This is a genomic window from Devosia sp. Soil_C_22, from assembly GCF_057657195.1.
This window is the reverse complement of record NZ_JBDGIY010000002.1, coordinates 47035-69284: the sequence shown is the minus strand read 5'-3', so window position 1 is coordinate 69284 and position 22250 is coordinate 47035. Positions and strand designations below refer to the sequence as shown.

At 66.7% G+C, this 22250-nt stretch carries 19 protein-coding genes; 10 read left to right on the top strand and 9 right to left on the bottom strand.

Annotated features, from left to right (window positions below):
• Position 1 precedes the first annotated feature (1 nt).
• The 10 genes from AC3A6I_RS17325 to AC3A6I_RS17280 all read left to right on the top strand — a co-directional run bounded on the left by AC3A6I_RS17325 (position 2) and on the right by AC3A6I_RS17280 (position 8078).
• The gene (locus tag AC3A6I_RS17325; protein WP_487545110.1) at positions 2–718 is read left to right on the top strand and encodes a Crp/Fnr family transcriptional regulator; all 717 of its coding nucleotides are present in this window, start codon (positions 2–4) and stop codon (positions 716–718) included.
• 55 nt (positions 719–773) lie between these two features.
• Positions 774–1721: a signal peptide peptidase SppA gene (sppA, locus tag AC3A6I_RS17320; protein WP_487545109.1), complete on the top strand. Its 948-nt coding sequence runs from the start codon at positions 774–776 to the stop codon at positions 1719–1721.
• A 34-nt stretch (positions 1722–1755) separates the two neighbouring features.
• On the top strand, positions 1756–2040 hold the full coding sequence (locus AC3A6I_RS17315; RefSeq protein ID WP_273955781.1) for an integration host factor subunit beta: 285 nt from the start codon (positions 1756–1758) through the stop codon (positions 2038–2040).
• Positions 2041–2055: 15 nt separating this feature from the next.
• Positions 2056–2412, top strand: coding sequence for a lipopolysaccharide assembly protein LapA domain-containing protein (locus AC3A6I_RS17310; protein WP_487545108.1), 357 nt, complete (start codon positions 2056–2058; stop codon positions 2410–2412).
• A gap of 11 nt (positions 2413–2423) precedes the next feature.
• The gene (locus tag AC3A6I_RS17305; RefSeq protein WP_487545107.1) at positions 2424–3074 is read left to right on the top strand and encodes a phosphoribosylanthranilate isomerase; all 651 of its coding nucleotides are present in this window, start codon (positions 2424–2426) and stop codon (positions 3072–3074) included.
• Between the two features lie 23 nt (positions 3075–3097).
• Positions 3098–4318 carry a tryptophan synthase subunit beta gene (gene trpB, locus AC3A6I_RS17300; protein WP_487545106.1) on the top strand — a complete coding sequence of 407 codons (1221 nt, stop codon included), beginning with the start codon at positions 3098–3100 and terminating at the stop codon, positions 4316–4318.
• On the top strand, positions 4315–5145 hold the full coding sequence (gene trpA / locus AC3A6I_RS17295; protein WP_487545105.1) for a tryptophan synthase subunit alpha: 831 nt from the start codon (positions 4315–4317) through the stop codon (positions 5143–5145). Before trpB ends, trpA begins: the two co-directional genes overlap by 4 nt.
• A 241-nt stretch (positions 5146–5386) precedes the next feature.
• A complete protein-coding gene (locus AC3A6I_RS17290; protein ID WP_487545104.1) occupies positions 5387–5608 on the top strand; it encodes a type II toxin-antitoxin system HicB family antitoxin in 222 nt (73 codons plus the stop codon).
• Between the two features lie 132 nt (positions 5609–5740).
• Positions 5741–6700 (top strand): acetyl-CoA carboxylase, carboxyltransferase subunit beta, encoded by a 960-nt coding sequence (gene accD, locus AC3A6I_RS17285; protein WP_487545103.1) that lies wholly within the window; start codon positions 5741–5743, stop codon positions 6698–6700.
• 58 nt (positions 6701–6758) lie between these two features.
• Positions 6759–8078, top strand: a complete 1320-nt coding sequence (locus AC3A6I_RS17280) for a bifunctional folylpolyglutamate synthase/dihydrofolate synthase (protein WP_487545102.1) — start codon at positions 6759–6761, stop codon at positions 8076–8078.
• Here AC3A6I_RS17280 and AC3A6I_RS17275 read toward each other — a convergent pair whose 3' ends face one another.
• From AC3A6I_RS17275 to AC3A6I_RS17235, 9 genes are all read right to left on the bottom strand, one after another.
• Positions 8079–8453, bottom strand: coding sequence for a YciI family protein (locus AC3A6I_RS17275; protein WP_487545101.1), 375 nt, complete (start codon positions 8451–8453; stop codon positions 8079–8081).
• An 84-nt stretch (positions 8454–8537) separates the two neighbouring features.
• A complete protein-coding gene (trxA, locus tag AC3A6I_RS17270) occupies positions 8538–8861 on the bottom strand; it encodes a thioredoxin (RefSeq protein WP_487545100.1) in 324 nt (107 codons plus the stop codon).
• A 149-nt stretch (positions 8862–9010) separates the two neighbouring features.
• On the bottom strand, positions 9011–9334 hold the full coding sequence (gene trxA, locus AC3A6I_RS17265; protein ID WP_487545099.1) for a thioredoxin: 324 nt from the start codon (positions 9332–9334) through the stop codon (positions 9011–9013).
• Positions 9335–9417: 83 nt separating this feature from the next.
• Positions 9418–12849, bottom strand: a complete 3432-nt coding sequence (gene addA, locus AC3A6I_RS17260) for a double-strand break repair helicase AddA (protein WP_487545098.1) — start codon at positions 12847–12849, stop codon at positions 9418–9420.
• A complete protein-coding gene (gene addB, locus AC3A6I_RS17255) occupies positions 12846–15800 on the bottom strand; it encodes a double-strand break repair protein AddB (RefSeq protein ID WP_487545097.1) in 2955 nt (984 codons plus the stop codon). The genes addA and addB overlap by 4 nt, the downstream gene beginning before the upstream one ends.
• A gap of 42 nt (positions 15801–15842) precedes the next feature.
• Positions 15843–16283, bottom strand: coding sequence for a tRNA (adenosine(37)-N6)-threonylcarbamoyltransferase complex ATPase subunit type 1 TsaE (gene tsaE, locus AC3A6I_RS17250; RefSeq protein WP_487545096.1), 441 nt, complete (start codon positions 16281–16283; stop codon positions 15843–15845).
• 39 nt (positions 16284–16322) lie between these two features.
• Positions 16323–18746 carry a sensor histidine kinase gene (locus AC3A6I_RS17245; protein WP_487545095.1) on the bottom strand — a complete coding sequence of 808 codons (2424 nt, stop codon included), beginning with the start codon at positions 18744–18746 and terminating at the stop codon, positions 16323–16325.
• A gap of 722 nt (positions 18747–19468) precedes the next feature.
• Positions 19469–20869, bottom strand: a complete 1401-nt coding sequence (gene ahcY / locus AC3A6I_RS17240) for an adenosylhomocysteinase (protein ID WP_487545094.1) — start codon at positions 20867–20869, stop codon at positions 19469–19471.
• Between the two features lie 283 nt (positions 20870–21152).
• Positions 21153–22214 (bottom strand): mannonate dehydratase, encoded by a 1062-nt coding sequence (locus AC3A6I_RS17235; protein ID WP_487545093.1) that lies wholly within the window; start codon positions 22212–22214, stop codon positions 21153–21155.
• Positions 22215–22250 lie beyond the last annotated feature (36 nt).

Here is a 22250-nt window from a genome sequence, read left to right as displayed (position 1 = left end):
AATGAAGCCTTTCTTCGCTGCCCTCGCGGCACGCGACCGGCTGTCCGACGCCGAACGGCAGGCGCTGCTCGATGCGGCTGGCGAGAAGCGCAGCTATCGGGCCGGCACCGACATCGTGCAGCAGGGCGATCGGCCTACGACCAGTACACTGGTCCTCTCCGGCATGACCGCGCGCTATTCCACCGTCGAGGATGGCGGCCGGCAGATCACCGGCCTGCATATTGCCGGCGATTTCGTCGATCTGCACTCCTTCCCCCTCAAGCTGATGGATCATTCGGTGGCAGCCGTGTCCGCCTGCACCACGGCGATGTTCCCCCACGCGGCACTGCAGAAGATCACCGAGACGCTGCCTCACCTCACCCGCATGCTCTGGCTCGTGACCCTGCTCGATGGCGCCGTTCATCGGCAGTGGATGGTGGCGAAGGGCCGGCTCACCGCCGACGAGCACATGGCGAATTTTCTCTGCGAGCAGTTCGCGCGCGCCCGCATCGCCGGACTGAACGACGGCGGCCGGTTCTCGCTGCCGCTCACCCAGACGCAACTGGGCGATGCGCTCGGCCTTTCCATCGTCCACACCAACCGCACCCTGCAACGCCTGCGCCGCACCGGGGCGGTGGATTGGCAGGACGGCATCGTTGAGGTGCGCGATTGGGACGCGCTGTCCGACCTCGGTCAGTTCGATCCCACCTATCTCCATCTCGAGAAGCTGCCGCGCTAGCTTGCTTTCGCCTGCGGCCCCGGCTACCTCAGGAAGCCCGCGTCAAGAGGCGATGATGACTGAGCTCTCCGGCGATCCTGCGCACCTGATCCCCGCCAATTCCAGGCTGCGCAAGTCGCGCGCCTGGTGGCGCGTGCTGTTCTTCGTCGCGCTGGCCATCGCTATTCTCGCCGTCGCCGGCCGCTTCGCGCTCGAACGCGGCGGCCCGGGCGACCGCATCGCCCGCGTCACTGTGGGCGGCACCATCCTGACCGATCGCGACCGGCTGAAGACGCTCGAGGACATCGGCGAGGATGACGGGGTCAAGGCGGTGATCGTCGCCATCAATTCGCCCGGCGGTACGACTGCCGGCGGCGAGGAGCTGTATGAGGCGCTGGGTGCGCTGCGGGCCAAGAAGCCGGTCGTCGCGGTGATCAGCGAGCTCGGTGCTTCCGCCGCCTACATGACGGCGATCGGCACCGACCGCATCTATGCCCGCCGGCTGTCGATCGTCGGCTCGATCGGCGTGCTGTACCAGCACGTCAATGCCGGCAAGCTGCTCGATACGGTCGGGCTCGATTTCGACAAGGTGCAGACCGGGCCGCTCAAGGCCGAGCCGGATTTCAATGAGCCGCTGGCGGGCCCGGCGCGCGACTCTCTCCAGCGCCTCGTCAATGACAGCTTCGAGTGGTTCGTCGATATTGTCGCCGAGCGCCGCGCCATCCCGCGTCCGGAGACGCTGGCGCTGTCCGACGGCCGCATCATCACCGGCCGGCAGGCGCTTGACCTGAAATTGATCGACGCCATCGGCGGCGAGGCCGAGGCCATCGCCTGGCTCGAAGCCGAGCGCGACATAGTGGCGGATCTGCCGGTGGTCGACTATTATCCAAAGCCCGATGAAGGCTTCGCGGGGATCACCCGCTGGCTGGGCAGGAGCGCCGCCGAGATGGTTCGGTCCGGCGTCGATGGGGCAATGTCGCTTGACGGGCTGGTCTCGCTTTGGCACGCTCAACCGTCGATGTGACATCCATCTCCGTGGAGGAGCGCCGGGGGGCGGTATGATCAAGTCCGAACTCGTGCAGCGACTGGCCGAAGAGAATCCGCATCTGTTCCAGCGGGATATCGAGAACATCGTCAACGCCATCCTCGATGAGGTTGGCGACGCCATGGCCCGGGGCGATCGGGTGGAACTGCGCGGCTTCGGCGCCTTCTCGGTCAAGAACCGGCCGGCTCGCGTCGGGCGCAATCCCAGAACCGGCGAAACCGTGGACGTGGGCGAAAAATACGTGCCCCAGTTCAAGGCCGGCAAGGAAATCCGCGAACGGATCAATCGCGCTGGCTGATGTCTGGCTCCATCCATGATTAGGCGAATTGTCGGCTGGTTTGTGCTGGTGCCGCTCTGTGCGGCCCTGATCGTGTTCGCGCTCGCCAACCGCCAGCTCGTTGTGGTGAACTTCAACCCGTTCGCGCCGGTCGACGCGCTTACCGCGCCCGGCGTCGGTGTGCCGCTCTTCCTCGTCATCTTCGCCGTGCTGCTGTGCGGCGTGCTGCTCGGTGGCGTCGCCACCTGGTTCGCGCAGGGGCCGCACCGGCGCGACGAACGTCACTTCAAGCGAGAAACCGAGCGGCTCCACCGCGAGCTCGAGGTTGCCCGCCGTTCTCCGGCCGAGACGCCCATGGCGCTAGGGGCCGAGGACTTTGCTCATCCTAACTGACCAGACCCGAGATGGCCGACCCCCTCATTGTCAAGATTTGCGGCATCAAGACCCACGCGCTGCTCGACGCCGCCATCGAGGCCGGCGCTGACATCGTTGGCTTCATGCATGTCGAGCGCAGCCCGCGTTATGTCGACCTCGAGACCCTGCAGGAGCTGATTTCGGCCGCCCGTGGCCGGGTCGAGACCTGCGTCGTGCTGGTGAACCCCGACAATAGCTGCGTCATGGAGATCGCAGCACTGTCGCCCGACTGGATCCAGCTCCACGGTCCGGAGACGCCGCACCGGGTCGAGGCCATCCGCGACGAGGCGGGTATCGCGATCCTCAAGGCGCTCGGCGTCGGCTCGGCTGACGATGTTGCCCATGTCGCCGATTTCGCCGAGGTGGCCGACCGCATCCTGCTCGATGCCAAGCCGCCCAGGGGCTCCGACCGGCAGGGCGGGCTGGGTGTGCCCTTCGACTGGACCCTGCTCAAGGCGCTTGACCCGGCGCTCCCCTTCATGCTTTCCGGGGGCCTCACGCCCCAGACGGTGGGGGAGGCGATCAAGGCCGTCCGGCCCTTCGGCGTCGATGTCTCTTCGGGCGTCGAAACCGCCCCCGGCGTCAAGGACGCCGCCCTGATCCGGGCATTCATCGACAACGCGCGCCAGGCCCATGCCTGATCGGCACGCATAGGAGTTCACCAGTGACTGCGACCGGGGCCAATTCCCTTCGCAACGGCCCCGATGACCAGGGTCGTTTCGGTCTTTATGGCGGCCGCTTCGTCGCCGAGACGCTGATGCCGCTGATCCTCGATCTCGAGCAGCACTATCGCGCCGCGCAGGACGATCCCGAGTTCCAGGCCGAGCTGAAGGATTTGGGCGAGCACTATACCGGCCGCCCCTCGCCGCTTTATTTCGCCGAGCGCCTGACCCAGCACCTGGGCGGCGCCAAGGTGTACTTCAAGCGCGAAGAGCTGAACCACACCGGCTCGCACAAGCTGAACAACTGCGTCGGCCAGATCCTGCTCGCCAAGCGCATGGGGAAGACCCGCATCATCGCCGAGACCGGCGCCGGCCAGCATGGCGTCGCGACGGCGACGGTGTGCGCCCGCTTCGGCTTTCCCTGCACCATCTTTATGGGCGCGACCGACGTGAAGCGGCAATGGCCGAACGTGCTGCGCATGAAGATGCTCGGCGCCGAGGTCCGCCCGGTCACGGCTGGTGCCGGCACGCTCAAGGACGCCATGAACGAGGCGCTGCGCGACTGGGTCACCAATGTCGACACCACCTATTACCTCATCGGTACTGCCGCTGGCCCGCATCCCTATCCGGAGATGGTGCGCAACTTCCAGGCGGTGATCGGCGAGGAAATCAAGGTCCAGCACCAGCAGGCCGAGGGCAAGCTCCCCGACGCGCTGGTCGCCTGCGTCGGCGGCGGTTCCAACGCCATCGGCACGTTCTATGCCTTCCTCGACGAGCCCTCGGTCAAGATCTATGGCGCCGAAGCCGGCGGCCACGGCATCGAGGTCGAGAATGGCCACGCCGCCTCGATGACCGGCGGCCGCCCGGGCGTGCTGCACGGCAACCGCACCTATCTGCTGCAGGATGCCGACGGCCAGATCCTCGAGGGCCACTCCATCTCGGCCGGCCTCGACTATCCCGGCGTCGGCCCGGAGCACTCCTATCTGCACGACACCAAGCGCGTCACTTACGTGCCCATCACCGACAACGAGGCGCTCGAAGCCTTCCAGCTCTGCACCCGCCTCGAGGGCATCATCCCGGCGCTCGAATCCTCGCACGGCCTCGCCCAGGTGATGAAGCTCGCCCCGACCATGAACAAGGACGAGACCGTCGTCCTCTGCCTCTCCGGCCGTGGCGACAAGGACGTGGAATCGGTTGGCCGCTATCTGGGGATGAACGAATGACCACCCGCATCCCCGCCCGCTTCGCCAAATGCGCCGCCGAGGGCCGTCCGGCTTTCGTCACCTTCACCATGGCCGGTGATCCCGATTTCGAGACCGGCCAGGCTATCCTCGATGCCCTGCCGGGCGCCGGCGCCGACATCATCGAGCTCGGCATGCCGTTCTCTGACCCGATGGCTGATGGCCCCGGGGTCCAGGCGGCAGGCCAGCGCGCTCTGGCTGCCGGCCAGACCCTGCGCAAGACGCTGGCGATGGTCGAAGCCTTCCGTCGCAAGGACGACAAGACCCCGATCGTACTGATGGGCTACTACAACCCCATCTACATTTTCGGCGTCGATGCCTTCCTCGTCGCCGCCAAGACCGCCGGTGTCGATGGCCTGATCGTCGTCGACCTGCCGCCCGAAGAGGACGAGGAGCTGTGCCTCCCGGCCCTCAAGGCCGGCCTCAACTTCATCCGCCTCACCACCCCGACCACCGACGACAAGCGGCTGCCGGCGGTGCTGAAGAACACCTCGGGCTTCGTCTACTACGTCACGATGACCGGCATCACCGGCGCCACCATCAAGTCGCACGCCGCCGTGGGCGAGGCTGTCCGCCGCATCAAGGGCCACACCGATCTGCCGGTCGCCGTCGGCTTCGGCATCAAGACTGCCGACGATGCCGCCTCGATGGGCCGCGATGCCGACGGTGTCGTGGTTGGCACCGCCATCTGCAACATGGTTCAGGCCTCGCTCGACAACGGCAAGGCGACACCCGGCACGGTCTCGGCCGTCACGACCCTGGTCGCCGGCCTCGCTGGTGGCGTGAAGCGGGCCAGAGCGGCGGCCTAGCGATGAGTAAACGGCTTGCACGGATGGCCGAAAATCCCCGTGCAGGCTGGTTGATCTCAGACGTCGAGGCGGTCTGTCGCGAGTTCAACATTCAGTGCGGGCCGCCACGCGGTGGAGGCTCGCACTATAAGGTCTGGCATCCGGCCGTCCTAGAAATCCTGACCGTACCTTTCAAGCGCCCGATCAAGCCCGTATATATTCGCAAGCTCGTTGCCTTTGTCGAAGCCGTGAGGGCCATCCCGTGAGCCAGCTGACCTACCCCGTGATCGTGTCTCCGCTCAGCGATGCGGATGGTGGTGGCTTCGTGGCGACCGTACCTGATCTGCCGGGCTGTATGAGCGATGGCGATACGCCAGAGGAGGCGGTCGCCAATGTGAGCGATGCGATCGAGATGTGGATCGAGGCCGCTCGTGATGCCGGCCGGGCCGTGCCGCCGCCGTCGCGGGTTGCAGCCATCGCCTAACCTATGTACGACCCCGGAAACCGGTTACCAAACCGCGCCGCGCGTCTTAACCACGCGCGGTTAGGCTGATAATAATCGCCACAATCACCATATAGGCGGGACTGCCGCCCAACCCGGAACAGGCCCGAGGCTATGAACTGGATTAACAACGTCGTCCGCCCCCGCATCCGCTCGTTCTTGAAGCCCAAGGATACCGGATCGGAGAACCTGTGGGTCAAGGATCCCGAGTCCGGCGAGATGGTGTTTTACCGCGATCTCGAGGCCAACATGTGGGTGGTGCCGAATTCCGGCTACCACATGAAGATCAAGGCCTCCGACCGGCTCGCGACCTTCCTCGATGACGGTAAGTACGACACCGTGGCGCTGCCCTCGGTGGCGACCGATCCGCTGAAGTTCCGTGACAGCAAGCGCTATGTCGATCGCCTCAAGGAACAGCGGCTGAAGACCGGCGCCGATGACGCGATCACCGTCGCCACCGGCGAGCTGTTCGGCCAGCCGGTGACGGTTGCGGTACAGGACTTCGATTTCATGGGCGGCTCGCTCGGCATGGCGGCCGGTGCCGCTATCGTGACCGGCCTCGAGGCCGCGGCGCAGCGGCGCACCGCCTTCGTGCTGTTCGTTTCCTCGGGCGGCGCCCGCATGCAGGAAGGCATCCTGTCGCTGATGCAGATGCCGCGCACCACCGTGGCGGTGCTGCGCCTGCGTGAGGCCGGGCTGCCGTTCATCGTGGTGTTCACCAACCCCACCACCGGCGGCGTCACCGCCTCCTACGCCATGCTGGGCGATGTGCACCTCGCCGAACCGGGCGCGCTGATCGGCTTTGCCGGCCCGCGTGTCATCGAGCAGACCATTCGCGAGAAGCTCCCCAAGGGCTTCCAGCGTTCGGAATATCTCTACGAGCATGGCATGGTCGACATGGTCGTCCACCGCCACAACCTGCGCGAGACCATCGGCTCGATCGTCGGCATCCTCACCAAGGCCCCGGCCCGTGAGGAGCTGAGCGAAACCCATCCGGCGCAGCTCGCTGCCCCCGTGCCCACCAATGCCGGCGACGACCTGATCGGCGTCCCCGAGGCGGCGCACGCCGAGTAAGCCTGGGGCCGGCTTTCCGGCCCTTCAACGCCTGGGTACCGGGTGCTAGAAGCGCGCCATGCTCTTGTTCGAGAATCTCGTCCCCGTGTCCCGCACCGACGCCATCCTGAAGCGCCTGCTGGCGCTGCATCCCAAGCTTATCGACCTGAAGCTCGATCGCGAACTCAGGCTGCTCGAACGCATCGGCAACCCGCAGGATCGCCTGCCGCCGGTGATCCATATCGCCGGCACCAACGGCAAGGGCTCGACCCTCGCCTATATCCGTGCCTTCCTCGAGGCGTCGGGCAAGAAGGTGCACGTGATGACCTCGCCGCATCTCGTCCGCTTCAACGAGCGCATTCGCCTCGCCGGCAAGCTGGTCTCGACCCGCCGGCTCAACCAGGCGCTGGAACTGTGCGAACAGGCGAATGGCGGCGAGCCGATCACCTTCTTCGAAATCACCACCGCGGCGGCGTTCAAGCTGTTCTCCGAGGTGAAGGCCGATTACCTGCTGCTCGAGACCGGCATGGGCGGCCGCTTCGACGCCTCGAACGTGGTGAAACACCCGCTCGGCACCATCATCGCTCCGGTCGACTACGACCATCAGAACTTCCTTGGCGACAAGCTCTCCGGCATTGCCATGGAGAAGGCCGGCATCCTGAAACGCGGCGCGAAGGCGGTGTTCGGCCGCCAGCGTGACGAGGGCCGCGCCGTGCTGGTGCGCGAGGCGGCCCGGCTCGGCATCACCCCGCTGATCGCCGGCGAGGATTTCGATGGCCGCGCCGAGGAGGGCCGTCTCGTCTACCAGGACGAGCAGGGCCTGCTCGACCTGCCGCCCCCGGCGCTCGCCGGCCCCCACCAGTTCGACAACGCCGCCCTCGCCATCGCCGCGACGCGCCATTTCGGCCTGCCGGTCAGCGAAGCGAACATCGCCGAGGGCCTGCGCAACGTGCAGTGGCCGGCCCGCCTGCAGCCGGTTCGCGGCACGCTGCTCGGGCTCCTGCCCGAGGGGTCGGAGCTCTGGCTCGATGGCGGCCACAATGCCCATGGCGCCGCCGCGCTCGCAGTCGCGCTGCAGGAGATGAACGACAAGCGGCCCATGCCGCTGCGGCTGATCATGGGCCTGATGAACACGCGCAAGCCCGCCGACTTCCTCGCGCCCTTCGCCGGCATGGTGGAGCATGTCTATGCCCTCGCCATCCCGGGTGAGCCGAACGCCCACCCGGCCGCCGAGATCGTCAGCCAGGCGCGGGCTTCGGGCTTTGCCGCGACCGAGGAGCGTTCGATCCTCAACGCTCTGCGTGCTGCGGCGGAGGGCGGCCCCGCCCGCGTCATCTTCGCCGGTTCGCTTTACCTCGCCGGCCACGTGCTGCACCAGAACGGCACGCCGCCGACGTGATCAGCGGCCCTGCTGCTCGCGCTGCCAGCCGACATTCAGTTCGGGCCAGACCTCGACCGTGCCGAAATCCGCCATCGGCCCGTCCTGGGCGATGGCGACGGCCTCATCGAGATCCCTGGCCTCGATGATCAGCAGCCCGCCCAGCTGCTCCTTGGTCTCTGCATAGGGCCCGTCCGTGGTTGAGAGCTTTCCGTGCCGCCGCCGCACGCTTCTGGCCTGTACCGGCGGGGCCAGCGCCAGGGCGGTGACATAGCGGCCACTGGCGATCAGCGCCGCATCGGCATCGCGGTTGGCCCGGTCGAACTCTTCGAGTTCGGCGGGGCTGAGCTTGCCGATCAGTTCGGCGTCGATATGGAACAGACAGACAAAGCGCATGGTCGCACCTTTCGCGGTTGACCGTCTGGTCGAACGGAGGCGGGCCGAATCGACATTCAGTAGCGGCGTCTGCGAGGCCGCGATCTAGGCCGCGAACTGATCCAGCCACTTGATCAGCTGCACGCGCGACTGGCCGGCCCCGACCTTGATGTCGACGGGCTCGCCGTTCTTGAACACCATCATGGTGGGCATGGCGCGCACGTTGTACTTCACGACAGTGGAGGGGTTGCCGTCGACATCGAGCTTGACGATCTTCACCCGCCCGGCGAGCTCGGTGGAGAGGTCCTCGAGGATCGGATCCATCGCCTTGCACGGTCCGCACCATTCGGCCCAGAAATCGACCAGCACGGGCTCCTTGGCGGCAAGCACCTCGGCATCGAAATTCTGATCGTTCACGCGCTGGGCCATGTCGCCCTCCATCGTTGATTGCCGATGGAGGCTAACGGGAGTCGCGAGCGAAGGAAAGAAATGGCTTTGCGCGGGAGGAGGTGCAAATGAAAACGCCGCCGGTGGATCCGGCGGCGTTTCTGGGAGTCTTGAGTCGGGAGTCCGCGCCGTTAGGCGGAGTGACCCTCGAGCCACTTGGCGAGACCGGCCTTCGGGGTGCCGGCGCCGATCTTCATGTCGGCGGCTTCGCCGCCCTTGAACAGGATCATCGTCGGGATCGACCGGACGCCGTACTTGACGGTGGTGTTCGGGTTCTCATCGACGTTGAGCTTGACGATCTTCACCTTGCCCTCGAGCTCGCTCGACAGCTCCTCGAGGACCGGCGAGATGGCGCGACACGGGCCACACCACTCGGCCCAGAAGTCTACGAGCACGGGCTCTTTGGAGGACAGGACTTCCTCGCCAAAGTTGGCGTCGGAAACGTGGGTTGTCATTGGAGTGATTGCCTTTTGGGTTGAAAAGCGGCGGTCTGTTTGGTCCAAAAGCTAGGTAGAGTCCAGTGTCCGTTCAACGAACGTCACCGGATGGTGAAGCCCCCGGCCGCTTCCGCCAAAGCAGCCGGCGGCAATTTTACCAGCGATTCCAAGCTAGTCCAGAGAATAGCCGCGCTGACCGCCCGGTCAGGGAAAAGCTGGTGTGCAACGAGCGCATAGAGCCCGAGCTGCCTTTGATAAGCCGCAGGTATGGCGGCCGGTTCCATCACTGCGTTGGCATCGGATTTGAAGTCGACCAGGAGGATCTCCTCGGGCGTCTCGACCAGCCGGTCGATGCGCCCGGCGATCGTCACCCGCTCGCCCTTGCGCAGTGCATCGGCGAGGAACGGAACCTCGGCCCGGCTGTTCGGTCCGAACAGGTGCGCGAGGTCGGGACGGGTCAGGATCGAGATGGCCCGTCTTGCCACGTCCGCATGCAGGTGCGGCGCGCTTGGCAATAGCGTCGCCAGCGCATTTGCCGCCACAGTTGCGCGCTGTCCGTCTGGCACGCGCGACAGATGCTGCAGCAAAGTATGCAACGCCGTGCCAGCCTCGCGCGCCGTGGCCGGATCGAGACTCTCCTCGAGCCGCGTCGCCAGCACGCGGACCGGGTTCGCCGGGCCATCGACCAGCGACGGGCGGATGATCTGTGGCGCCGCACGCTCTGGTAGTGGTGGCAACACCAACGGCGCCGGCATGTCGAGCGTAAGCTGGACCGGTTGCACGGCCGGCGCGAGGCTGGCGCGTTCGCGAGGATAGACCACTGCCTCGACCGCCCCGTCGGCATCGCGCACCGTCTCGCTGTCCGGCGCAAGGCCCTGCTCGATCGCCTCGTACCAGCTGCCGTCGATCTTGCCCTGCCTGGTCAGGTAGCCGGTCACGTAGAGTTCGTCCTCGGCCCGCGTCATGGCGACGTAGAGCTTGCGCCAGTACTCGGCCTGCTGCGCGGCGGTTGCCTCGTCCTTGTAGTCGCGCGTCGCCTCGATATGGGTCGCTTCCGATGCGGCGTGGAAGAAAAGCGGCGGCACGGCGGTCATGTAGATCGCGCGCCGGTCGCGCCCGCGCTCCGTCGTCGCCGCATCTGCCATGATCACGATCGGTGCCTCGAGGCCCTTGGCGCCGTGCACGGTCATTACCCGCACGCCGGCGCCACCGTCGGCCAGTTCGCGCTTGATGGTGACGTCACGCGAGCGCAGTTCGGCGAGAAAGCCCAGCAGGGACGGCTGCTCGGCCTGCTCGTGCGCCAGCGCCAGATCCAGGAATTCGGCCATCACATCGTCGATTTCGCTGCCGAAGCGGCCACGCATGCGCTTCAGCCCGCCATGCGCGTAGAGCACGTCGGCGTAGAAGTTGAACGGCCGCTCGAAATCGAGCCGGCTGCGCCAGCCCTTCAGTTCGGTGAAGGCAGCCTGCACCGACGGGATGGCGCTGGCTTCCATGGCCCGCCACAGCGTCTGCTTTTCGGCCCGCGTGTTCGCGACCGCGCGCAGGTCATCCTCGGCGATGTCGAACAGCGGCGAGCGCAGCAGGGCGGCCAGCTGCAGGTCGTCGGCGCTGTTGGACAGCACGTCGCCCAGCGCCATCATGTCGAGCACGCCGATATGGCTGGTGACGGCCAGCCGGTCGGCGCCTGGCGTCGCCACCCCCGCCTGGATCAGGGCGCGGATGATCTCGTGGAACAGCACGCTGCGCACCTGCACGAGGATCAGGATGTCGTCGGCGCGCACCGGCCGTCCACGCGGCCCGAGCGGCCGCCGCGCATCGATCCAGCCCTTGATCCGCCTGGCGATCTGCTCGGCTACCCGACGCTGCGCCGACTTGATCGCCGCGGCCGGCGGTTGCTGTGGCCAGTTATGCGGATCGGTGGCCTCCGGCTCATCCTGGATCGGCGGCCACAGGGTCACCGTGCCGCCGCTATCGGCGCGAGCCGTCTCGTGCAGCAGCCCTTCCTCTTCCATCGCCCCCTGCTTGAGGTCGGGGCGGTTGTTGAAAACGGCATCCACCGCCCGCAACACTTCGGGCAGCGTGCGGAACGAATGACGCAGCGGTACGTCCGTGACCTCGGCATGCACGGCCCGCGCGCTGTACGTGTAGCGCCGGCCCGCGCTCACCAGCTCCTCTGGGTTGGCCCCCTGGAAAGAAAAAATGGATTGCTTCTGGTCACCCACCGCGAAAATGGTGCGCGGCCGATCCGCAGCGCTCTCGCCGACGAAGAAGTCCTCCACCAGTGCATCCACCACCTGCCATTGCTGGAAATTGGTGTCCTGGCCTTCATCGACGAGGATGTGGCTGATGCCGGCGTCCAGCTTGTAGCGCACCCACGGCCCATGCTGGGGGTTGGTCAGCAGCGCGGCGAGCTTTTCGATCAGGTCGTCGAAATCGAGCAACGAGCGCGCTCGCTTCTGCTTTTCGTAATGCGCCGAGATGGCGGCGACGATATCGAGCATCGCCTCCGAGCGCGCCAGCAGTTCGGCCGCAACGAGCTGCCGGTAGAGATCGAACAGCCGCTCCGCCTCGTCGGCCAGCCGCTGTGCCACATCCGGGAGCAGCGCCGCCGTGGCTTTCTTGAGCAGCGTCTTGCGGATCGAGCGCGGCTCGGCCTGGGTCAGGAAGGCATCGAGCAGATCTTCCGGATCGGGATGATCGAGGTCGAGCCGCGCCAGCTTGTCCACCAAGCTATCGCCGGCCGGATCGGGCCGGACAATGGCAAAGAGCTGGGCATGGTCGTCTTCCGAGATGGAGTAGCCCGAACTGATCTCGTGGGTGATCTCGCCGATCGTGCCCACTCGCCCGACCAGACGCCGCAACTCGCGCTTGCTCGCGGGCACGTCGGCCAGCACTTCGCGCAGCGTGCGCTGCTGGTTCAGCGCCTCGATGATGGCCTGCTCGATGGAAAAATCGCTGAGCAGGTCGAAAAGCGTTTCAACCGCCGCCGCCTCGCCGCCACCGCGAAGGCCAGCCGACAGCACGGCCTCGCGTGCCTCGAGCAGCATGCCGTCGCGCTCATGCTCCTCCAGCACCTTGAAGTCGAACGGCACCTGCGCCTCATGCGGAAAGCGATGCAGGATCGCCTCGCAGAAGGCATGGATGGTCTGGATGCGCAGCCCGCCCGGTGTCTCCAGCGCGTAGGCAAACAGCGATCGTGCCCTCAGCCGCATCCCGGGCTCCGGCTTGGTGCCGTTCAGCGCCTCGAGGTCGTTGTCGAGCTCGGCATCGCTTGCCAGCGCCCACTGACCCAGCCTCGCGCCGACGCGGCTGCGCATCTCGGCGGCTGCCGCCTTGGTGTAGGTGAGGCAGAGGATCTCTTCCGGCCTTGCGCCCGACAGCAACAGGCGCAGCACGCGCGCCGTCAGCACGTAAGTCTTGCCCGAGCCGGCATTGGCGCGCACCCAGACCGAGCGTGCCGGATCGGATGCCTGTCCCTGCGCCAGCCCGATCGCCGCCGGCATGGGGTTCAGCAGACGCCGCTCGCTCATGGATCGTCGACCCCGGCCGTCAGCGTCCACTCGTCGGTGCGCGCCAGGTGGTCGAACTCGCCCGGGTACGATTTGCGCCCGGTTTCCACGCGCGGGCGGATGCGCGCCGTCATCGGCGTGTCGTGCAGCAGGAACACATCGACATGCCCCTGCATGCGCCGCACGATTTCATGTACCGCCTCCATCAACGCCATGCCGTTGCGCAGCTTGAACGGCTTGATCTGGAAGGCAGCCGGGCCGAGGCCGATCTTGATATAGGTGAGCTCGCTCGTCGTCCGTGGCCCGATCTCGGCGAAACAGCCCATTTCCGCCATGGCGGCTTCGAGAAGCAGCTGCGGCGCGTCGAACGCCGTCATGTCCTTGGGCGCCGGCACGCCGCCGGTCTTGAAGTCGATGATCTCGAGTGTGCCGTCGGCCCGCACATCCAGGCGGTCGGCCTTACCCGAAAGCGTGAAGCCGTCGAGTGCGGGAAAGACCCACTCGCCCTTCTTTTCGGCGTGCCGTTCGGCGATCTCGCCGTCGCGCTCGCGCTCGTAGGCGAGGAACTGGATCGCCGCCCGTTCGAAACGCTTGAGCCAGATGTCGCGCCGCTCGGTGATTGCGTCGAGTCCGGCGAACTTCTCCTCGGCCAGTGCCATCATCTGGCGCAACGCCTCGCGCGCTTCGAGATCGATGCCGGCCTTGATCGCATTCTCGAACACGCTGTGGATCATGGTTCCGCGCTCACGCGCGTCGGGCTCCTTGCCCAGCGGCTCCATCCGCCGAAGCCGCAGCACGTGGCGGGCGTAGATGTCATAGGGCGAGCGCATCAGCGGCTCGATCTCGGTGATCGACAGCCGCCGCGGCCTGATGTCTGCTGGCGGGTTGGGTGCCGGTCGCCTCGCTGGTCGCGGTGTCCCCGAGGCGTCGACTGCCTCGGCCTGCGCCAGCCAGTGCGCCCCACGCGCCCGCAGCATCTCGGCCGCCTCAGCGCCCATGAACGCATCGAGCCGTTGCAGCAGGGGAGAGGGTAGCGCGGGCGAAGTGCCGATCCGCTCGGCATAGGCGATCAGCACCTCGGCATTGCCGATCGCCATGGCGAAATCATGCGCCGCCTGCCCCTGCCGCCGCTCCGGCGGCTCCAGCCCGATGCCGATCCGCATGCCACGGCTGAGCCACGGACCCGGGTCGGCGACCGGCGGCCAGATATCCTCGTTGATCCCCGCGAGGATCATCAGGTCCGGCGATTGCAGCCGCGCCTCGAGTTCTCCCCAGATGGCAATGTCGTCGCGCTCGGTCGGCCTGCCCTCTGCCGTCGCTCCGGATAGCAGGGCTGCCAGGACCTGGTCGAGGAAGCGTGGCTCGAAGGGGGCGCCGGACGCGCCGAGGCCCGCGACCTCGCCGGCCCACCGCCGCAACTCCTCGTAACCCGGGATATCCGTCCCGCCGCCGGTGAGCGCATCCATGGCCGCTATCAGCGCCGAAGCCAGGTCGGTGGCGCTGACCTGCGATGTCGCGGTCAAGGCAATGACCGGCTCGAAGGCGTCCCTGAGCGAATCGAGCACCTCGGTCAGCAGTTCGGCCTTGGCCAGCTTGCGCAGCCCATCCAGGCCGGCCTCGGGCCGCTGGTAGCGCAGCAGCCCATCGAGATCGTTGGCGGCCCGATGGATGTCGTATCGCTCGCGCCCCAGCGTCACCGACCCATTGCGCAGCAAAGCCACGATGTCGACCGCACCGAAATCGCTGTCCGCCACGGCCAGCACCTGCCGCGCCAGTCGGCCGGCTGCGGATTGGAATAGTGGTGTGCCGGCGGCGTCGTCCACCACCACTCCATGGCGCTTCAGCTCCACCGAAATGCGCCGCGCCAGGGTCTGGTCGCGGGAGATGATTCCGACCGATTTGCGTTCGACCAGCGCAGCCCGCGCTGCCAGTGCAATGGCCCGCGCCTCGATATCGGCATTGCGGGCCGCAATGATCGCGACGCCGTCCAGCGCGCCGGCTACCGGCAGCGCCGCTCGCAGCCGCGGCCAATCCGGCGTTTCAACCGCCGGCGCCAGTGCGGCCCGTACGAGTTGCGTCCGCGGATGGGTGCCGGCCAGCTCCCTGACGTCCGACACCGCGGCGCCCAGGCGGCGCAACAGTTTCATCAGTCCGAACTGGGGGTGTCCCTGCGACGCCTCGCCCTTCAGCATCGCATCATGCTGATCCGGGCTGAACGAGGTATCGAGCCCGGGCAGGACGAGCGCCCCACGCGGCAAATCGGCAATAGCGGCGAGAAGATTCGCCGTCGCCGGAATGGAGCCGGTCGAACCGGCCGCGATCACCGGGCGTTCGCCGTAGAGCGCAGTCGAAGCGGCGGCCTGGCGCGCGAGGCGCTCGTTGCGCACCGCGGCTTCGTCCTGCTTGCCACGCTCGGCCAGCACGGCTGGCCACGCCTTCAGCACGACGTCGAGAAAGTCGAGGATCTGCTGCCAGTTGCCGGCGAGCTCGTCCGGCACAAGCTGTCGCAAGGCAGATGCCGGCACGCCCTCGATGGTGAGGTCGTCGATTACTTCGCCGAGCGAGTCCGCCAGCCAGAACACTTCCGAGGCGCTTGGTGGAGTGGCGAAGCCCCCCGCACGCTCGGCAAAAGCGCGCACCAGTCCGCTGAGCGCCAGCCTTCGCTCGAGTGCGGATGCCCCTGTCGGCAGGGCGGGCATGTCGTAGGGCGGCAGGAATGGCTCTTCGTCCTTGTACTCGCCGCCAAACGTGCGGATGTCGGGCAGCAGCGCGGCCCCCCCGAGACGGCGCGCGAACTCCGCTGCCAGCGCCAGCCGCGCGCGACGTGTCGGAAGCACGATGGTAACATCGCTCAGCCAGAACGCCCCTTCCCGCGTCCAGCCCGACAGCAACGTGCCATCCAGCACGCGCTCCACGAGCAGCGGCAGGAAAGGCGCGTGGGGCGCGATAGAGAAAAGCGAGTCGCGGCGCATGGTGGGGGATTTGAACGGGTGAGGCCGGGGAAGTCCAGCGACCTAGATCGCCCGTCCATCGCTGAAATCGATGCTCACATTCCGCCCCGCGCCGCCCGGCGGCACCGACAGCGCCACGCGCACCGTGGCGTTGGCGACCACCTCGGCGGACCGCTCCGGCCACTCGACCAGCACGATCGCATCCGCCCTGTCGAACAGGCCGAGCTCGTCGACCTCACGCGCGTCGCCGAGGCGGTAGAGGTCGGCGTGGAGGATGGGGTGGCCGTTGGCTTCGTAGGGCTGCACCAGTGCGAAGCTGGGCGAGGGCACGTCGAGCCGGTCGTCGCCGGCCAGCGCCCGGATGATGGCGCGCGCCAGCGCCGTCTTGCCGGCGCCGAGATCGCCCTGCAGCAGCACGAGATCGCCCGGGCGCAACAGGGTCGCGAGGCTGCGGCCCAGGGCGGCGGTGGCGTCGTCGTCGGCGAGGAACAGGCTCTGCGTCATGGCTCTCGCATAGCCGAGAGGCCCGGCCGGTGCAAAACCCTATTCGGCCGCGCCGGCAATCGCCGCATCGCTGGGCAGGCTGACGATCACCCGCGTGCCGCGCGGTTCGCGTCGCTCGAGGCTGATCGTGCCGCCATGCATGTTGACGAAGGCGCGGACGATGGCGAGGCCAAGCCCGGCGCCACGCTGACGCACTGCACCGGCCAGTGCGTCGTTACGGTCGATCAGCGCCTGCCGCATCTCCTCGCTCATCGGCGCGCCCTCGTCCTCGATGACGAACTGGATGCGGCCGGTGCGGCCCGAGACGCTGAGCTTGATCTCGCCACCCGGCTCGGAGAAGCGCGCTGCGTTCGACAGCAGGTTGTAGAGCACGTTGACGATGCGCGTGCCGTCCGCAACGAAGGGCGGCAGGTCGGGCTCGATCACCACCTTGAGGTTGAGCGCCTGCTGCCCATCGACTTCGGGGAAGGTGGCGCTCAGCCCGGCGCGTGCCTTTTCGACCAGCGCCGCGATATTCTGCGGCTCGGGCTGCAGCTCGGCGATGCCGGCATCGACATTGGCGAGATCGAGGATATTGTCGATCAACACGCCCAGCGTCGCCGACGAGGCTCGGATATAGTTGGTGTAGCTCGCCTGCTTGTCGTTGAGTTCGCCGGCCACGCCCGAGGCCAGCAGGTCGGCAAAGCCGATGATGTTGGTGAGCGGCGAGCGCAGTTCGTAGGAAACGTTCTGCACGAACGCGTCCTTCAGCCGGTCGGCGGTGACCAGCGCGTCGTTGCGCTCCTTGAGCACGCGCTGGTAGTTGGCGCTTTCGGTGACATCGAGGAAGGTCATCATAGTCTGCCCGTCGGGCAGGCGGACGATGGCATAGTCGATCAGCTTGCCGTCGGCGCGGGTGATGCGCGCCTGCTTGTCCGAGCGGGTCGGGTTGAGGTCGATGATCGAACGCTTGAGCTCGCGCCAGATGGTGGCGCCATCCTCGGGCAGGGCCCGCGACGCCGCATCGGCGATCTGGTCGATATGCGGGTTGTCGGCGAGGAGGTTCGCCGGCAGCTTCCACAGTGTCGAAAGCTTCGGGTTGGAAAGCGTCAGCCGCCCATTGGTGCCGAACACTGCGACGGCTTCGCTCAACGCGTTGAGCGTCGAGCGCTGCACGTCGAGCACGGCCCGATGCTGGCTCTTCAGCTTGAGCTGGTCGGTAATGTCCTCGAACACATAGATCACGCCGCCCTTGGGGCCGGCGGGCGCGGCGATCACCTGTACCGTGCGCCCGTCGGGCAGGTGCCAGGGCTCCAGCTCCCTGGGCCCGCGCAGCTGGTAGGATTCGAGGTGGCGCGCCCGCCAGCCCTGATAGTCAGGGTCGTTCGGCAGCCTGCCATCGGTGCGCAGCTTGTCGAGGATGGCGCGCTCGTCCATGCCGAGCTTCAGCCATTCGGGATCGAGCCCCCACAGCATCGCGTAGGCACGGTTGAACTGCACCAGCCCGCGATTGGCGTTGAAGATGGCGATCGGCGTCGCCAGCGCATCGATGATGGCCGACAGGTGCGAGAGCCCCGCTTCCTTCTGACCCTGCTCCTGCCGGGACTGCAGGTAACCCGCCGAACCGCCATTGACCGGGAAGTCGACGACGTCGAAATCGCCGAGCTCGCCGAGGGTTACCTTGGTGGTTTGCGGCTTGCGGGCATCGCCCTGCACGGCGCGGTTGCGCTGCAGCAGCCCGGCATCGAACAGCTCGCACGGCTGGTTGTCGCTGCTGGCCCGGCCCATCGCGCGGGCGAGGTCGTGATAGGCGGCATTGGCAAAGATCAGCCGACCGGTCGCATCGCGCAGGAAGGCGGGTTTGCCCAGGCTCGCCAGCACGGTGCGGGCGGTGGAATGATCGGGCGCCACCGGCGCGGCGGCCACAGGCGCCGGCGCCGCGATCTCGGCAATGCCCTGCGTCGCTGCCGGGCGTAGCCGCAGTGCCGCGCCATTGCCGAGCAGTGAGCCCGAAGCGCGGATGGTGCGGCCATCGCTGGCCTTGAGGCTGAGTTCGAAGCCGCGGCCGCCGACGCGCAGGTTCTCGATGGCCCGCGCCATGCGGTCGGCATCGGATTCACCCAGCCATGAGCCGAAATCGAGCACGGCTTCGGCGCGACGGCCGGGCGGCAGCAGCGCCGAGGCCTGGCCGAGGAAACGCGGCCCCTGGCCGGCGCCGCTCCACAGCACCACGATCTCGCGCCCGCCCGACAGCAGCGCCTCGTATTCGTCGACCCGGGCGCGCAGTCCGGCCACCTGCTCGCCGGCGCGCTGGCGGGCCGCTTCATTGTCCTTGAGGATACGGCGCACGAGCGCTACGGCGATGAGCGCGAAGGCGCCGGCGCCCAATGCGATGGCGATCGGGGCGGCCCCCATGACGCTGGCGGTGTTGATGCCCTGGGCCAGGGCGGGCGATGCAGTCAGCAGGGCCAGGAGGCTCGTCACCGAACCCGCGAATCCCCAAGCGCTCCGGAAGCGATCCGGCCTCATACGCACTGCCCCTGAACCGATAATGCCGCTACGCCGCCGCGAGAACCGCGACTACTCGAGAACGCGTCGAGCCCCATCGATCGCCGCGCGATCGGACGGTCAAAACCCGTAACCGCCGAATCACCCGACATTACCGGGCGAGGATTCGCGCAAAAAGAGTCAAATTGCGTGTGAACAGCGGGGAAGTGCTCGACTTTGGGAGTTGACCCGAGTCCGAACAGTGAACGCTTCGTTAACGCGGAGGTGATTTGCCGGGATTATTTCCGGTGTGGGTGCCGTGAAAATGCGGAGGGCGGCGCGTGGGCGCCCTTGGATAGTTCCGTGTTTGTGGTCGCCCCCTCCACCAGCTTCGCTGGTCCCCCTCCCCCGCTGCGCAGGGGAGGATCACGGCGACATCGAGCACCGGCCTCTCCAATCCTCCACCGTTTACGGGGGAGGGGGACCGGCGGAGCCGGTGGAGGGGGCGGCCCCACGCACCGGCGCGTCCATGCAACAAGGGCGCCCCGCAGGACGCCCTCTGTCGTTCGGTCTTAAGTTCACCAGGACCACCGGCTGTCATCCCTGCGAAAGCAGGGATCCAACTCTCCACCAGCGCTGGCGGCGCGATGGATCCCGGCTCGGAGGCCGGGATGACATCGAGTGTGGTTGGGCGGCTGAGACCGACCTGAGCAGTCGGATCAGTACCGGTACTGTTCCGGCTTGAACGGCCCCTCGGTGGGCACGCCGATATAGTCCGCCTGGGCCTGGCTCAGCTTGGTCAGCTTCGCGCCGAGCTTGGCGAGGTGCAGTTCGGCGACCTTTTCGTCGAGATGCTTGGGCAGGACGTGCACCTTGTGCTCGAGCGCCTGCCCGTTGGTCCACAGTTCGATCTGCGCCAGCGTCTGGTTGGAGAACGATGCGCTCATCACAAAGCTCGGGTGGCCGGTGGCGTTGCCGAGGTTGACGAGGCGGCCTTCGCTGAGCAGCACGATGCGCTTGCCTGGGGCCAGCTCGACGATGTCGACCTGCGGCTTCACGTTGGTCCACTTGTAGTTGCGGAGCTCGGCAACCTGGATCTCGTTGTCGAAGTGGCCGATGTTGCACACGATCGCCATGTCCTTGAGCCCGCGGATATCGTCGAGGCTGACGACGTCCTTGTTGCCCGTGGCGGTGACGACGATGTCGGCGCGACCGGCCGCGTCGGCCAATGTCACCACTTCGTAGCCGTCCATGGCGGCCTGCAGCGCGCAGATCGGATCGACTTCGGTGACCAGCACGCGGGCGCCGGCGCCGCGCAGCGACTGGGCCGAGCCCTTGCCGACGTCGCCATAGCCGCACACGATCGCCACCTTGCCGGCCAGCATCACGTCGGTGCCGCGGCGGATGGCGTCGACCAGCGATTCACGCGTGCCGTACTTGTTGTCGAACTTCGACTTGGTGACGCTGTCGTTGACGTTGATGGCCGGGAAGGGCAGCTCGCCCTTCTGCTGCAGCTGGTAGAGCCGCATCACGCCCGTGGTGGTCTCTTCCGACACGCCGCGGATCGAGGCTTTGATCCGGGAGTAAAAGGTCGGGTCCTTGGCGAGGCGCTTCTTGATCAGCGCGAAAAACACTTCCTCTTCTTCCGAGTGCGGGTTGTCGAGCACCGACGGGTCGGTCTCGGCCTTGGCGCCGACCAGCACCAGCATGGTGGCGTCGCCGCCATCGTCGAGGATCATGTTCGGGGTCTGGCCGCCGGGCCAGTCCATCATGCGGTCGGTATAGTCCCAGTATTCCTCGAGCGTCTCGCCCTTCTTGGCGAACACCGAGACGCCGGAGGCGGCGATGGCCGCGGCGGCATGGTCCTGGGTCGAGAAGATGTTGCAGCTGACCCAGCGGACGTCGGCGCCGAGCGCGACCAGCGTCTCGATCAGCACCGCGGTCTGGATGGTCATGTGCAGCGAGCCGGCGATGCGGGCGCCCTTCAGCGGCTGGTCCTTGGCGAATTCCTCGCGGATCGCCATCAGGCCGGGCATCTCGATCTCGGCCATGCCGATTTCCTTGCGCCCGAAATCGGCGAGGCCAATGTCCTGCACCAGATAGTCGTTGTTCGCGGCCATCGGCCCATCTCCATGTCGCAGCTATTGCCGGCCTTATACTGAAGGCGGAAAAGGCTCGCAACCGGGGATATAAAGAAATCTTTATGTCTGTTCCGGTGGCGCAAAACGAAAGCCCCGGCGTGGGGGCCGGGGCTTGAATTGGTCCCGAGGCTGCCGCCCCACCGGCTGTCACCCCTGCGAAAGCAGGGGTCCAACTCTCAGCCCGCGCTGGCTGCGCCATGGATCCCTGCTTTCGCAGGGATGACATCCTGTGGGTGGAGCGAGTGAGGAGAAGAGCGAGCGCTCACGCGCTCTTCTTCATCTTCCCCAAAAACTGGGCCATGTTGATCAGACCCTGGAGGTATCCGATGGCGTGCGAGCGACCGCGATGGCCCCAGTCGCTGTCGCCATCCATGCGCGGCACGTGGTCATCGAGCAGGAAGCCATCAAAGCCGTTCTCCTCGAGCAGCAGCATGACTTCGGCGGGGTCGAAATTGCCGTCGCCGATGAAGCACTCGACAAAGTTCGGCACCGTGCCCTGCACGTCGCGGAAGTGGATGTACGAGATCGCCTTCTTGGGCGCGAAATACTCGATCATCTCGCGCACGTTCTCCTTGCCGCCGACCATTTCCGAGCAGCAGCCGAGGCAGAGATCGAGCGTCCATGACGGCGACTTACCGACCAGCTCATAGGCCTTCTTGAAGTTCTCGGGCTTGTAGAACAGGCGCGCCACGCCGCCCAGCATCGGCACCGGCGGATCGTCGGGGTGCAGCGCGAGCTTCAGCCCTTCTTCCTCGGCCACCGGCAGCACGGCCTTCATGAAGTACTCGTAGTTGGACCACATCTGGTCCTCGGTGATGAACGGGCCATCCTTGCCGAACAGCGGCATCGACGAGGCGCGACCGAGCGTCGTCGGCATGAAGCTGCGGAGCTTTTCGAGATCGTCGATATGGGCCTCGACCACGCTCATGTCGAACTGGCGGGCATTGGCGCCGCCGCGGGTCTTGCCCTGGCGGTTGGTGGTCCACACCGAGTTGGGCATGAAGTGCAGGCCCAGCACCGGCACGCCGGCGCGCGCCACGGCGCGGATCGTCGCCTGGTAGTTCTCAATCTGCTCGTCGCGGCCTTCGAGGCCCATCATGGCCTTGTGGTAGAAGTGGGTCGGGACGTTCTCGATCGCCTCGAACTTGAGGCCCGCTTCCTCGGTCTTCTTGACCAGCTCGCGGACGTCCTTTTCCTCCCAGCGGCTGTCGCCCGGCAGGGTCGGGTTGTTCATCTGCAACCCGTTGACGCCGATCTGCGCCGCGAACTTCAGCCGGTCTTCGGTCAACTCATGGAACTGGCCAACCGCAACTCTGATACCCATTCTTTCTCTCTTCCCAATCTAGACTAACGTTCTTCA